This window comes from Flavobacterium sp. 22659, from assembly GCF_052044235.1.
In the GTDB taxonomy this organism is placed as follows: Bacteria; Bacteroidota; Bacteroidia; order Flavobacteriales; family Flavobacteriaceae; genus Flavobacterium; species Flavobacterium johnsoniae.
In genome coordinates, this window is the sequence record NZ_JBQEMU010000029.1 from 53,398 (window position 1) to 67,615 (window position 14,218).

Annotated in this window: 14 protein-coding genes; 8 read left to right on the forward strand and 6 right to left on the reverse strand. The window is 33.4% G+C overall.

Translation table 11 applies throughout. The annotated features are described in order from the left end of the window. Positions 1-110: 110 nt before the first annotated feature. The 5 genes from ACTJIW_RS22110 to ACTJIW_RS22130 form a co-directional block, all read right to left on the reverse strand. Positions 111-1,892, reverse strand: a complete 1,782-nt coding sequence (locus tag ACTJIW_RS22110) for a tetratricopeptide repeat protein (protein WP_440716542.1) — start codon at positions 1,890-1,892, stop codon at positions 111-113. Positions 1,893-1,980: 88 nt separating this feature from the next. After that, on the reverse strand, positions 1,981-3,252 hold the full coding sequence (gene serS / locus ACTJIW_RS22115) for a serine--tRNA ligase (RefSeq protein WP_440716541.1): 1,272 nt from the start codon (positions 3,250-3,252) through the stop codon (positions 1,981-1,983). Between the two features lie 162 nt (positions 3,253-3,414). Further along, a complete protein-coding gene (locus ACTJIW_RS22120; protein ID WP_440716540.1) occupies positions 3,415-4,824 on the reverse strand; it encodes a tetratricopeptide repeat protein in 1,410 nt (469 codons plus the stop codon). A 25-nt stretch (positions 4,825-4,849) separates the two neighbouring features. Then, positions 4,850-5,746 carry a hypothetical protein gene (locus tag ACTJIW_RS22125; RefSeq protein WP_440716539.1) on the reverse strand — a complete coding sequence of 299 codons (897 nt, stop codon included), beginning with the start codon at positions 5,744-5,746 and terminating at the stop codon, positions 4,850-4,852. Positions 5,747-5,922: 176 nt separating this feature from the next. Continuing rightward, complete coding sequence (locus tag ACTJIW_RS22130; protein WP_149205952.1) at positions 5,923-6,462, reverse strand: DMP19 family protein; 540 nt, start codon at positions 6,460-6,462, stop codon at positions 5,923-5,925. A gap of 167 nt (positions 6,463-6,629) precedes the next feature. Here ACTJIW_RS22130 and ACTJIW_RS22135 point away from each other — a divergent pair, with 167 nt between their 5' ends. From ACTJIW_RS22135 to ACTJIW_RS22160, 6 genes are all read left to right on the forward strand, one after another. Further along, entirely contained in the window at positions 6,630-7,349 is a 720-nt protein-coding gene (locus ACTJIW_RS22135) for a hypothetical protein (RefSeq protein WP_440716538.1), read from the forward strand. Positions 7,350-7,509: 160 nt separating this feature from the next. Next, a complete protein-coding gene (locus ACTJIW_RS22140; RefSeq protein ID WP_440716537.1) occupies positions 7,510-7,956 on the forward strand; it encodes a protease complex subunit PrcB family protein in 447 nt (148 codons plus the stop codon). A 182-nt stretch (positions 7,957-8,138) separates the two neighbouring features. Further along, entirely contained in the window at positions 8,139-8,630 is a 492-nt protein-coding gene (locus ACTJIW_RS22145; RefSeq protein ID WP_440716536.1) for a hypothetical protein, read from the forward strand. A gap of 13 nt (positions 8,631-8,643) precedes the next feature. Further along, complete coding sequence (locus ACTJIW_RS22150) at positions 8,644-9,201, forward strand: YdeI/OmpD-associated family protein (protein WP_012022941.1); 558 nt, start codon at positions 8,644-8,646, stop codon at positions 9,199-9,201. A 74-nt stretch (positions 9,202-9,275) separates the two neighbouring features. After that, a complete protein-coding gene (locus ACTJIW_RS22155) occupies positions 9,276-10,178 on the forward strand; it encodes a PhzF family phenazine biosynthesis protein (protein WP_012022942.1) in 903 nt (300 codons plus the stop codon). 90 nt (positions 10,179-10,268) lie between these two features. After that, positions 10,269-10,631, forward strand: coding sequence for a DUF7716 domain-containing protein (locus ACTJIW_RS22160; RefSeq protein WP_440716535.1), 363 nt, complete (start codon positions 10,269-10,271; stop codon positions 10,629-10,631). Between the two features lie 66 nt (positions 10,632-10,697). Here the strand turns inward: ACTJIW_RS22160 and ACTJIW_RS22165 are convergent, their stop codons facing one another. Beyond that, positions 10,698-10,925, reverse strand: a complete 228-nt coding sequence (locus ACTJIW_RS22165) for a CDGSH iron-sulfur domain-containing protein (protein ID WP_012022943.1) — start codon at positions 10,923-10,925, stop codon at positions 10,698-10,700. Between the two features lie 459 nt (positions 10,926-11,384). Here ACTJIW_RS22165 and metG point away from each other — a divergent pair, with 459 nt between their 5' ends. Continuing rightward, the gene (gene metG / locus ACTJIW_RS22170; protein WP_012022944.1) at positions 11,385-13,520 is read left to right on the forward strand and encodes a methionine--tRNA ligase; all 2,136 of its coding nucleotides are present in this window, start codon (positions 11,385-11,387) and stop codon (positions 13,518-13,520) included. Positions 13,521-13,774: 254 nt separating this feature from the next. Next, on the forward strand, positions 13,775-14,053 hold the full coding sequence (locus ACTJIW_RS22175; RefSeq protein ID WP_073410177.1) for a hypothetical protein: 279 nt from the start codon (positions 13,775-13,777) through the stop codon (positions 14,051-14,053). Positions 14,054-14,218 lie beyond the last annotated feature (165 nt).

Sequence of the window (14,218 nt, forward strand, 5' to 3'; positions counted from 1 at the left end):
TCTAAGTTTTCTTTTCTTAGACTCTTAAAATAAACATCTCATATTACTAAATTCATTTGTTTAATCGTAAATTCGGTTAAACGGTTAAACAAATAACCAATTAAACCAAACTATAAATTCTTATCTCCTCTCAATTCCCGGTATTTTTTTCTGGCATCAACAAAGTAAATACTGTCCTGATGGTTAAAAATTACCTTTTCATATAAAGGCTTGGCCTTTTCTACGTCTTTTAATTCGTCGTTGTAAATTTCTGCCGAGAAAAACAGCGCTTCATCTACATAAATTCCGTCGCTGTGATTGTCTATTATTTGCTGGTATTGGCTTAAAGCCGAAGCAAAATCCTTTTGGCTTTCGTATATTCTGCCTAAACGCAATAATGTTACAGCTTCTATTTCCTGACCTTTAAAGTTCTTTAAAATATTCTGAAACTGTGTAATAGCTTCAGGTTTTTTATTCTGATAAAGTAAAAAATCGCCTTTTGCAAACTCCTTTAATGCTGTTTGTGTCGAATCGGCTGCTGTGTTGTCATTTATCAGTAAAAAATATTCAAGAGCGTCGTTGGCAATTAATTGCGTGTTTGCCGATTTTAATTCTTTAAATTGTTTTAATGCCCATTCAAAATCGCCTTTGTAATAACTCGTTTTCGCAGCCTTTAAACTGGCTTCGTGCGACATGACATCATTCTTTAAATCTAACTGAATCTGCGAATAATAAATTAACGCCTGATTGTACTTTTCTTCTAAAAGCAAAATATCTGCAAGCTCCATTTTGGCATCAGCCTGCTGATAAGCATTTAAATTTAACGTTAGAGATTTCTTTACAACTGTTTTGGCTTCTTCTGTCTTTTTTAAATTAAAAGCCAAAAAATGAGCCTGAATTAATTGCAAAGATAAGGTAAAAGGAGTTACTTCGTAAGTAACCAATAATTGCTGCAGTTCGTTTGTAATGGCCGGATACTCTTTTTCCTGGGCTTTATCAATTTTAATCTGCATTAAACTTGCATTGCTTTTAATAAGCAAATCGACATCTTTTGTGTTTTGAAGAATAAAATTCAGGATTTCAGAAGCTGTTTCGGTATCATCTTCATTCAATGCAAACTGACTCAAATTTACAATACTGATTAAAGATTCCGGTTCGCGTTTGTAAATCGCTTTTTCCTGAATAAATGCTTTTCCAAACTCTTTCTGCTGTACATAAAACCAGCTTAAGTAATGATTCCAAAAAACATCCTGATCTTTCTGGGTTCTTAAAATCAATGCTTTTCGCATCGCATCTTTAAAAGCCGTATTATCGGTTTCGCCGTTCATAAAACGAGAAAGCTGCATTTGGATCAAATTGGCATTCTGCTGATTGTTATACGATTCTGTCAGCAGGAGATCAATCATCAAATCGGTTTTGCCTAACTGGCCGTACAACATTCCAATTTGAAAATTGAAATTATAATTCGGCTGCACCTGCATTGCGGTTTGATACGATTTTAGAGCATATTCTAATAAAACCTTTTTCTCAAATGCATTTCCAACTCCGTAAACATCATTGGGATTTGTTTTTATTTTTTCGATGGCCTGCTCGTAGTAACTTTTGGCTTTCGATTCGTTTTTCTGTAATTGATAATTGTATCCCAATTCAACCAAGAAAACACCTTGTTTGTAGCGGTTGTATCGTTCCAGAATTGTTTTCTCTGCAATATCAAACTGCTGTAACTGCTGGTAACAATCTATTGTTCTTAAAAAATATTGGGTATTGGATGGTGAGTTTCTTAAAAGATCTTCGTAGATAATCTTAGCTTTTTCAAAATCGCCTTTATCGTAGTAATTGTTCGCTAACTGTTCATTTTGTGAGAACATAAAACCAGACCACAACAAAAAGATATAGATAAGGATGTTTTTCATATTTCTGTTTTTAGCGTGGTATTTTAAACAATTAAGAAAACCTGACGGGTTTTAAAAACCCGTCAGGTTTAACTCTAAATTACTAAAATTAATTTATAATGTCAAATCCGCAGTAAGGACGTAAAACTTCTGGAATTACAATTCCTTCCGGTGTTTGGTAATTTTCTAAAATTCCGGCTAAAACTCTAGGCAATGCCAATGAACTTCCGTTTAATGTATGCGCTAATTGGTTTTTACCATCTTTATCTTTGAAACGTAATTTTAAGCGGTTTGCCTGAAAAGTTTCGAAATTAGAAACAGAACTAATTTCTAACCAGCGGTCCTGTGCTGTAGAAAATACTTCGAAATCATACGTCAATGCCGATGTGAAACCCATATCGCCTCCGCAAAGACGTAAAATTCTGTATGGTAATTTCAATTCCTGAAGAATGTTTTTAACATGTTCTACCATTCCGTCAAGCGCTGCGTATGAATTATCCGGATGTTCAACACGTACGATTTCTACTTTGTCAAATTGGTGTAAACGGTTTAATCCGCGAACGTGTGCTCCGTAAGAACCTGCTTCACGACGGAAACATGGCGTATAAGCCGTATGTAAAACTGGTAAATCACTTTCGTTTAAAATAACATCACGGAACAAGTTCGTAACCGGAACCTCAGCCGTTGGAATTAAATATAAATCATCAACTCCGGCGTGGTACATCTGCCCTTCTTTATCTGGCAATTGTCCGGTTCCGTAACCTGAAGCTTCGTTTACCAAATGCGGCACCTGAACTTCGTTGTATCCTGCTGCTGTATTTTTATCTAAAAAATAGTTGATTAAAGCACGCTGTAAACGAGCTCCTTTTCCTTTGTAAACAGGGAAACCTGCACCCGTAATTTTTACACCCAATTCAAAATCGATGATATCGTATTTCTTTACCAATTCCCAGTGCGGCTGTGCACCTTCGTGTAAAACCGGAATATCACCTTCTTCAAAAACATTCAAATTGTCATCTGGAGTTTTTCCTTCAGGAACAATATCAGCCGGAAGATTTGGAAGTGTGTATAATTTATTTGTTAACTCAACTGCTAAAGCTTCTGCTTTTTCGCCAAGTTCTTTGCTTTTTTCTTTTAATGAAACCGTTTTTTCTTTTAAGATCGCTGCTTTAGCTTTCTCTCCTGCTTTCATTAATTCGCCTATATCTTTGGACAATTTATTAGATTCAGCTAAAGTATTATCTAATTCCACTTGAGCTGCACGACGGTTTTCGTCTAATTGCACCACCTCTTCAACAACGCTTTTAGCATCGATATTACGTTTTGCTAAAGCCTTGATTACTTTCTCCTGATTTTCTCTAATAAATGCGATTTGTAACATAGCTTGATTTTTATAACTATTGTATTTTTTTATAACGGAAGCAAATTTAAGGAAATGTTTGCTAAGATTACCTACAAAGTTTAGTCTAAAGTTATTTCGGGGATTAAGCAGAGATACGCGAAGGTTTTGCAAAGATGCGAGGGGAGTTTTCCTCAATGAAACCTATTCTTTTATAACTTTAAAAGTTTCTGCAGTTTCTCCAATATTAGTTTTTAAAATATAAAACCCGGAATCTAGTCCAAGAATGTTTATTGTCCCGTCGCTGGTTTTTCCTTTTAAAACCGATTTTGATTCAAAATTAAAAAACTCAAAATCAAAGTTTTTTGAATTAAGATTCTCAACTGTAATTGTGGTTTGAGCCGGATTTGGAAAAACATACGGTTTGATTTTAACTGCTTTTTCCGGCTGGCGTTTATTACACGCATCTTTTAAAAGTGCGTCCAGATCAAATTCGTCGTAAGCTAAAGTGTAATTGAGATCTTTTGCTTTTTGAAATAATTCGCAGGCATCGTCATACTTTTTCTGATCCAGATAAATTATGCCGAGATTTTTCATTGCATACGAATTGTTTTTATCCATTTCTAATGCTTCTTTCAAATCGGCAATTCCTTTTTTGGATTCTCCCAGTTTATGATAAATTAATCCTCTGGTTGTTTTTAAATCTCTTCCTCCGTAAGCAGTTGTTCTTTCAATAATCTGCTTTTCGTATTGAAACGCTTTCTGGATATTTTCGAATGCTTTTTCATACTCGCCTTCATCACTCAATAATCTGGCAAGTCCCCAGTATGCGTGGGCATGGTCTGGTTTTTCGATTACAATTTTCTCTAAATAATAACGCGCCAAATCATTCATTTTTCTATTTTGCAACAATGTTGCGAAATTATATAAAATGCGATAATCATTGGGCGCGTTCTTAATTGCTTTATGATAATAATTTAGAGCAAAGCCTTCCATTTCAAGCGCTGCGTAAATACTTGCCATTCGGTCATAAAGCTTGCTGCGAAAAATAGCTGCTTTTTTTTGAACCGAATCTGAAAATACTAATTTTTTATTTTTCGGATCTTTATCAATCGCGTATTCAACCTTTTTTAAATCTTCAATCGCCAGAGTATTATTGCCAAGACTAATGCTTAAAACACCACGATTGTAAAGATCATTTATTTTTGTTGGATTAAAATTAGTTCTTGTATTAATATCCGTGAGCATTTTTAAAGCTTTCGTTACCGTTTCTTCACGATCTTTATTAAACGGAAGTTTATGATCTGCTCTTCCGGTCATTTTTCCGTGTTCAAAATTCCATGTTACCAATTTTTCGCCCTGCTTATTATACTGAAAACAATCGCCGTCTTTTAATCCGTCTTTATCAAAATAGAAAACTTCATTTAGTTTCCCGTTCGAGTAATAAGTTTTCGAGCTATCCGGTTTTTTATCTGCTCCATACCAAATCGCAACCGAAACTACTTTATCGTAATAAAAATATCGGGTGACATTATCAGATACCTCTTTTCCTTTTTCCTGAGCCAGCAGAAAAACAGGGCAGATAAATAAGGCAAAAAGGATCTTTTTAAACATTTTTTAGTTTTAATAAAATGTGAACTTACAAAAATCGGCTTCGATCGTCTTTATGAAATGAATACGTTTTACCATCAAATTTTAATCTCTGAAATTCTTTTTTAACTTTTAAATCGCTTTTTTGCTGAATATCATTTTCTACATCTGCCTCAATAGCATCTTCGTAGGTAAAGATTTTAGAAACCATTAAGTCATAAAACCCGTTTGTCTGCGTGTCAGAAATACTAATTCCGGCTTCTAGGGTTTCTATTTGATAAGTTCCTCCTCCGTTTGAATCTCCATTTGCTGATCGAATTGGATATTCATATAAAACTTTCTTCATTTTTTTTCCGTCGAAAGTTATAATGGTAAATTTTTCTTCAGAATACATTACAACTCTGCTGTTCGAATATACTTCTGTAGTCAAAGCAATTGCACGGGTTGTATCGTTTAATTGCAGTAAATCTTTTAAAATATAAGTTTTGGCAGCTCGTAAGCCATCATTTTCATAATAACCAAGATTTTTATCGTTTTCTTCTGCCAGAATTTTCCCGTCTTCGTTATTAACAAAAAGATACTTTCTCTGGTAGTAGTTACCTAAATTTTCTTCATTTGATTTTGCTTTCTCAGGTTTATTGATAATTGAAATAACGAAAAAAGTTACATTATCGTTATAGCGAATCGAACTTACATCTTCTGTTTTAATGGAAGCATATTTGATGTTTAAATTTTCTGCTGCTTTCTTGAGCAGACTCAAATCGAGTTCATCTGATGGGATAATGTATTCACTTTTTTTAAAGATTAGCTTTTCGACTGCTTTGGGGCTTTCAGACTGAACTGCTAACGATGGGGCGTTTTCTTCAATAAGCTGTTTTTCATTCTTCCCGCAGGAGAACAAAAACAGAAAAGCGCCGCTGAGAATTAAGTAGGTGTTAATTTTCATTGGTTTTTGATTTTAAAATTAAGGGCTATCAAATATAAAATATTCTGGCTAAGCTTTTTAAATTAAATCAAAAAAATACACTTATAAATTACAGATTCGCAAAAACGCCATTAAATTTGATTCGTAATTTTGTTTGAAAAGACAGATTAATATCGTAGAATCTTAAACCTAAAAGTTTAAGATCTTTTAATTTCATGTCCTGTAAATTCTTCCAAAACAGCAAAGATTTCATCTACAGCAAGCACCTCAAAATCAGGATGATTTTTCAGGAAATTGGCATTCAGCTCAACCAGATTTTCATCTAATTCAAAAAAAGTATTGTTATTTAAAGCATCACGAACCGGGTTTACGCCTTCTAATTTTCCTTTCAGGAATTTTCCCAGTTTAATATTGCTCATGATTCTAACCTTCTTGCTTTGTTCCAAAAACAATTCTAAATGTTTTTCGGCGCCAATTAATGCCAGGCCTTCTTCAATAAGCTCATTTAATTCTTTGTTCCAGCCTGAGTTGTAAACAAACTGCGAAAAATTTCCTTCGGCATATTGTGAATAGTAATAATCGAGATAGTAACTCGTAAGCGCATCTTCGTGAATAAGCTCGTCGTCTACGCCTTCTTCGCGCATTAAGTTGATTATCGAAATATTGGAGTGAATAACATCCTGCAGATTTTCACTTTTCATTGCTGTTTCTGAAACTATAATTCTACCGAATTCCATTTGAGTTTGTATTTAGTGTTTTGTTTTGCAAAGTTGAGAGAAAATTTCACGCAACCATTAAAAAAAAAAATCAAATCTATATAATTAATATAGTATTTCATTCCTGTAACGAGAATATAAAAGATTATTTTAGCAGAAGATGAAAGATTAACTTTATACCTCAACTAATGCCAACTACATCCAAACAACAAGATATAAATAAAGAAGATGAATATATAGAAACTGACATTCTTATTAATTTATATTTCAAAAAAATATTAAAATCTAAAGAAAAGAGAAACAAATATTTAGATTTACTTAATCAAAGAATTGACGAGAATAAAAAATCTCTTAATAGATTATTATTGATTGTACTTTTTTTAATTATAGCATTTCCTTTGATCTTACAGACAAAAATTGATGAAATATCTGTTGGACCATTCAAACTTCAAGAAAATACGATTGCATTATATATAATCCCTTCTGTTTTTGCATTTTGTCATTATAAAATCATTCAAGTTTACCTTGTTATAAGCAGCCAAAGTAAATATTATATGGGTTTAACATCAGTAATTTTTAAACATCGTCAATTTTCAGTTGCAAATAACATTATTAAACCTTACTTATTCCTAGAATCTACGGCTTATTACCATTTGACCGAAGAATCAAAATCGTTAAAGAAAATATTAAATTTTTTTTGGTATTCTATGTTGTTAGGTATTATTCTTTTTCCGTACTGGTTTATTTATTATACCTTAAAATCATTGTTTATTAAATATGGCTTAAACAGCATTCAAGATTTAATGTTTTTCTTATCTCCAATATTTATTAGCTGTTTTACATTTGTTTTAACCGTACAACATTTCAAAAGGAAAAATATTACCGAAGAGGAAAATGAAAAAGAATAATTTATTCAGCGTTTATTTATAAACTCAGCCATCTGATAAGTGTTATTAAAACGTTACCAAATAAAAACTTAATATTGAAATACGCAACCATATAAATAAATTCCATCTGTTTAATAAATAGCATTTAACAAGAAATGTTAGTTAACTAAAACCAAAAAATATGAAACAGATTTTATTTATTTTGAGTATTCTATTTACACTTACAAGCTGCAGTAACGATGATTCGGCATCGTCAAAAGTAGAATTTACAGATCTGTATCATGCAGATTATTTCAACGGAGATTACAACAATCCAAAAGCTAATCTTGTTATTACAGACCTGGCAGAATGGAACAAGTTATTGGTAAAACTGGACCTCAATAATAAACCTTGGCAAAACAGCATTAGCACCGATATTGACTTTGAAAAATATACCGTTATTGCAGTTATTGATGAAGTACGTAACTACGGCGGTTTCTCTATAGATATTACCGGAATTACCCAAACTGAAAATCGTATAGCAGTTAAAGTTGATCGATTAAATTCAGGAGGCCTTGCAACAGTAATTACGCAGCCTTACCATATTGTTAAAATAGCAAAAACTAACAAAGAAGTAGTTTTCGAATAAATTTTTGATTTCTCTTATTTGTTATACTTTTATAAAACCATAAAGACACTGCATATTGTTTTTATGGTTTTATTATTTTAAACAATGGAAGACCTAACCACAACAATACAATATCTTTGTTCCTTTAATTATATATTTTGGCAGTTATTTTTATAAGAAATCGAAATTAAAAAGACAGACAAATGGGAGTTTTTAACTGGAACAAAAACAAATCTGAAAATATTGAGTTTGAAGAAGCTTTTTCTAGTCTAAAAAGAATGGGAGAAATTGTTCCGAGTGCGAAAAAAACTTTTGAATTACTGACAGAATTCAATTCAGGAACAACAGATTTTGAATGGGATAATTTGATTTCTGAATTTCATAAGATACAATACGCATCTAATACCAACAGCTATTTTTATTTCTATCTGCCAATAGTCAGTTATATTTTGTATTACAAACCACAATACGAAAAAGAACTTTTAAGATATTTAATTGCGCCTAATTTTGCCAATGGAACATCTGAAACTGATAAAATGATTGAAATGATTTTTGGCGCCATGAAATACAAACTCAACGAAAACCAATATTATTTAACTAAAGAAAGTAAACATTGGATTGAAAATGAACTTCCTCAATTACAGGAAGAAGTTAAAAGAGAAATTGACGTTTGCTGGAAAGAATTAAATGAATAATAAAACTTAAAAAATGAACCCGACTTTCTTCGCAACTCAAGAAAAATTTAGAGAATGGCTGGAAAAGCATTATAAAAAAGAAACCGAACTTTTAGTAGGTTTTTATAAGGTGAACAGCAAAAAGCCGTCTATGTCCTGGTCAGAATCTGTAGATCAGGCGCTTTGTTTTGGCTGGATCGATGGTGTTCGAAGATCTATTGACGAAGAAAGTTATTCGATACGTTTTACACCTCGAAAAAAATCAAGTATCTGGAGCGCCATCAACATTAAAAAAGTAGAAGCACTCACAAAAGCCGGATTGATGAAAGAAGAAGGCATAAAAGCTTTTGAATTAAGATCTGAAGAAAGATCCAAAATTTACTCGCATGAAAACGAAGCTTACGTTCTTGATCCCGAACTTGAAAAACAATTTAAAGCCCATAAAACAGCTTGGGAATATTTTAGCAGTCAGGCACCATCATACAGAAAAGTAATAATACATGTGATTATGAGCGCCAAACAAGAAAAAACCAGAATTGCAAGATTGGAAAAAGCAATAAAATTTAGCGCTGAAGGAAAACGAATGTTGTAAAGGTTGTTGCTTTGATATTTTTTAAACTGTAACTTTATTCCGTCTAAACAAGCTCAGCTATAAAAAAGGAAAATATGGAGGGAAGAACAGCATTAGAATATTACGTTTTAGATGTGTTTTCAAACGAAAGTTACAAAGGAAACCCTCTTTCTGTAGTTTTTACTGATGGAAATTTAAGATTAGAAACCTATAAGGATATCTCTAAAGAATTTGGCTATTCTGAAACCTCTTTTGTCTATTATTCTACAAGAGAAAAAGCACTCGTAGTTCGTTCATTTACCCCAACGGGAATCGAAATCGACGGTGCAGGACATAATTTATTAGGCGCAGTCTGCGGTGCTTTGCTAAAAGGAATGCCTATTTTTGAGGAACAAAACGAAAGCGAGCCTTTTGTAATCATGAAACATTCGGCGATACCTGTAACAGTAAGTTTTGATCCGGTTACTTTTTATCCTGTGGTTCAAATGCATCAAAAATCGGCAGTCATTAAACAGGAAATTCCAACCTATAAAATTGCAGTAGCGCTGGGCTTAAAAATTGAGGATTTAGATGTAAGTGCTTTTGTTCCAACAGTAGTTAAAACAGAAGTTGCACACACAATGGTTCCAATAAAAAACAGCCAATTACTGAACAGCTTTGTACCAGACAATCAACTTTTAATCGAAATATCTAAAGAATACAATTTTGAAGGATTTTATTGTTTCACAATTGCCGATGAAGGTCAGGAACATATCGTTGAAACAAGATTTTTTAATCCCATAATCGGAATAAATGAAGATCCTGCAACAGGAACTGCAGCGGGTCCTTTAATTGGTTTTTTAACTCAAAAGAAATTTACCAAATCTGAAAAAGAATATAAAATTCTTCAAGGCGTAAAATTAAAACAAGCCTCAATGATTGAAGTTATGAATCGCGAAGAAGATATTTTAGTAGGCGGTTCATCGATAATTACAATGAAAGGCGAACTTTACATATAACATTCATTTAGTTAAAATTTAAAAACAACCAATTTTGTAGTAAAAATACTATATTTTTGTAATTTGTTTTTAATTTTAAATTATAGTTGTATGCCCGATTTTAAAAATAAAACTTGGATTCTAAGTGATTTTATAAAATTTGTTCAGGAAAAAAAAGATCGCTCCCTAAATTATAATGCTGATTATTACTACGATATTTATGGTTCGGATAATGATAATCTTCTTTCTCCTGAGATGACTATTTATGTAGGAGATACAGTTGAAGTTAGCGATGACGACGATGAAATTTATCCAGACAAAGTTGTAGAAATGGATTTTTGGTTTAAATATTCATGTGATAATTTTCAAGATGTTATAGATTTAGCGACAGAACAAAATGAAGATGTAAGTATCTTAAAGCTAGTGGAATGTTTAAACCATTATAACAAATATGACGATTTTTTAGACATCTAAAGTAAAAAAAGCTGCATCCAGAAGAAATGCAGCTTTTTTTATATCTAAACCTAGAAATAAAATTCCTTAGTTTGTTTTCATTGGTGGTAAATCGAATGCAACAGAATCGTGCTCGAAGTTGTTTCTGTGTCCGCCATCGCAAAATGGTTTGTTTGCAGATAATCCGCAGCGGCAAAGTCCAAGTGCAGATCTTCCTTGTAATCCGTAAAGCGCTCCTTCCGGATCCATGATTTCGAAATCACCTTCAATTTTAATTGATCCATTTTTATTGATGATTAGTTTTGTCTTGCTCATAAACTTGTTTTTTTGTTTTTTTTCGAATGCAAAGATTGCGAAATAAATCTTGAAGATTTTGCTTGTAAGGCTAGTTTAAACTGGTTCTATTTTATGGGTTTACCGACAGCTATATACGAAGATTTTATTCGATTGTCAGACTGAGCGAAGTCGAAGTCCCGCAAAGATTGATAAATTTATATGAATCGTTCCTACGGAACTCTTATTTTGACAATCGTTCATTTTCAACGGATTAAAATCCGTTGCTACAAAACAAATTGTTCCTACGGAACTTTTATGTAAAGAGCCATTGGCTCGAATTATATTGTAGCAACGGATTTTAATCCGTTGAAAAAATGCGGATAGAAACAAAAGTTCCGTAGGAACGATCCATATTAAAAGTCCTTTTCGTCCTGAATCTCCATGAAACTTAAAAATCTCAATTCTATTCCTTATTTTTGCACTCAATAAAATTGAGTTATGACACAGAATCCAAAGAGATATACAATCACGGCGGCATTACCTTATACAAATGGACCAATCCACATTGGGCATTTGGCGGGGGTTTATGTGCCTGCAGATATATATTCGAGATATTTAAGATTGCAGGGAAAAGATGTTGCATTTATTTGCGGAAGCGATGAACACGGCGTTGCAATTTCAATGAAAGCAAAAAAAGAAGGAGTTACGCCACAAGAAGTTATAGATAAATATGATGGAATTATTCGTAAATCATTTGCTGATTTCGGAATTTCATTCAACAATTATTCTAGAACTTCGGCAAAAATTCATCATGATACGGCTTCAGAATTCTTTAGAACTTTGTATGATAAAGGCGATTTTATTGAAGAAGTTACAGAGCAATTGTACGATGCAAAAGCAAATCAGTTTTTAGCAGACCGTTTTGTGGTTGGAACTTGCCCAAAATGCGACAATCCGGAAGCTTACGGTGATCAGTGCGAAAAATGCGGATCGACTTTGAACGCAACCGATTTGATCAACCCAAAATCGACAATTACAGGAGAAACTCCAATTTTAAAAGAAACAAAACACTGGTTTTTACCTTTAGACCGTTATTCTGATTTCTTAACAAAATGGATTCTTGAAGGTCATAAAAACGACTGGAAACCTAATGTTTACGGACAAGTAAAATCCTGGATCGACGGCGGACTTGAGCCTCGTGCGGTAACGCGTGACCTTGACTGGGGAATTGACGTTCCGGTTGAAGGTGCCGAAGGAAAAAAATTATACGTTTGGTTTGATGCGCCTATCGGATATATTTCTTCTACAAAAGAATGGGCTGCTCGCGAAGGAAAAGACTGGGAACCATATTGGAAAGATGAAGAAACCAAATTGGTTCACTTTATTGGGAAAGACAATATTGTTTTTCACTGTATCATTTTCCCAGCGATGCTAAAAGCTGAAGGAAGTTATATTTTACCAGACAACGTTCCAGCAAATGAGTTTTTAAATTTGGAAGGAAACAAACTTTCGACTTCTAAAAACTGGGCAGTTTGGTTACACGAATATTTAGAAGAATTTCCAGATAAGCAGGATGTTTTACGTTACGCGTTAACATCAAACGCTCCTGAAACAAAAGATAACGATTTTACCTGGAAAGATTTCCAAGCTAGAAACAACAACGAATTGGTTGCCATTTTTGGAAACTTCGTAAATCGTGTTGTGGTTTTAACGAACAAATATTACGACGGTGTTATCCCAACTCCAAACGAATTTACCGAAATCGACGAACAAACTTTAGCTGAATTAAAAGCGTATCCAGCCGTGATTTCAAGTTCGGTTGAGCGTTACAGATTCCGTGAAGCTCTGGGCGAATTGATGAATGTTGCTCGTTTAGGAAATAAATACCTTGCAGATGAAGAGCCTTGGAAAGTAATGAAAGACAATCCAGAGCGTGTAAAAACACAAATGTATGTAGCATTGCAAATTGCTGCAGCTTTGAGCGTTTTGGCTGAACCATTTTTACCTTTTACAGCGGCTAAATTGTCTAAAATCCTGAACTTAGGTGATCTTAAAGAACATTTTGAAGGGTTTAGCAAGTTCCTGAAAGAAAGACATCAGGATGCAAACGACATCATTATTGATAAAACATTGGGTTGGAATGATATTTCTGAAAACTCAGATTTAATTCCGGCCGGACATAAAATTGGCGAAGCTGAATTGCTTTTCGCTAAAATAGAAGACGAAGAAATACAAAAACAAATAGATAAATTGGAAGCGACAAAAACCGCAAATATTGCTGAAAACCAAAAAGCAGAACCACAAAAAGATTTAATTCAGTTTGAAGATTTTGCAAAAATGGATATTCGTATAGGAACTATTCTTGAGGCTGAAAAAATGCCAAAAGCAAACAAACTTCTGGTTCTTAAAGTAGACACAGGAATTGATGTTCGTACAATTGTTTCGGGAATTGCAGAGAGTTTTTCGCCGGAAGAAATCATCGGAAAACGTGTTTCTGTATTAGCAAACCTTGCTCCAAGAGCTTTACGTGGCGTTGAAAGTCAAGGAATGATCTTGATGACAACAAATGCCGAAGGAAAACTGGTTTTTGTAAATCCAGATGCTGATGCACCAAATGGAGCAACAGTAAACTAAGAAGTTCTTTCTAGAATCGAAATATTAAAAAAATGAGAAATTTCTCATGTTTTTTACTTTTATATAAGTTTATAATTGTAAGTTTGTCTTGCAAAAAATACACTATAGGATTTATTTAGAAACTTCTAATAAAAGTTAACATAAGCGAATCCCTCGTCATGATGTCCCTGAGGAAACAATGGGAAAACCTATCCCTATGGGGTATTTTTTGCACATCTAAAACGAGGGATTCGTGCGTTTAATATTTTCGGTTTATGCAAAAAAGAGAAAATGAACAAACAACAGAAACAGCTGTAATGACAGCAATGGCAAAATTTCTTTCCGAGATTTGGTTTGAGGAAGAAATTAGAGAGCAGCCAGAACACATGTGCGAAATTTTTGAGGCAATTCTGGTTACCCAAGTCGGCGACTATATGGATCTTCGCATCAAAATGATTAATTGCATTAGAACCATTAACAAACTGGCAGAAGCACTTGAACCTTTTTCAGACATGGAAATCAAAAAGGCTTACCAAAAAATGCTCAACGCATAATACCACACAAAAACAAATTTAATCCTCTTTTATAGTATCAATTAAAATCAGCAAATTATGCCGTTAGGCATTAAAGGTTTGTAGAACATGAAATTTAAAATTCGTTTTCGTGCCGTAGGTACGACACATATCTTGCGTACCTACGGCACGCTGAATCAATGCTAA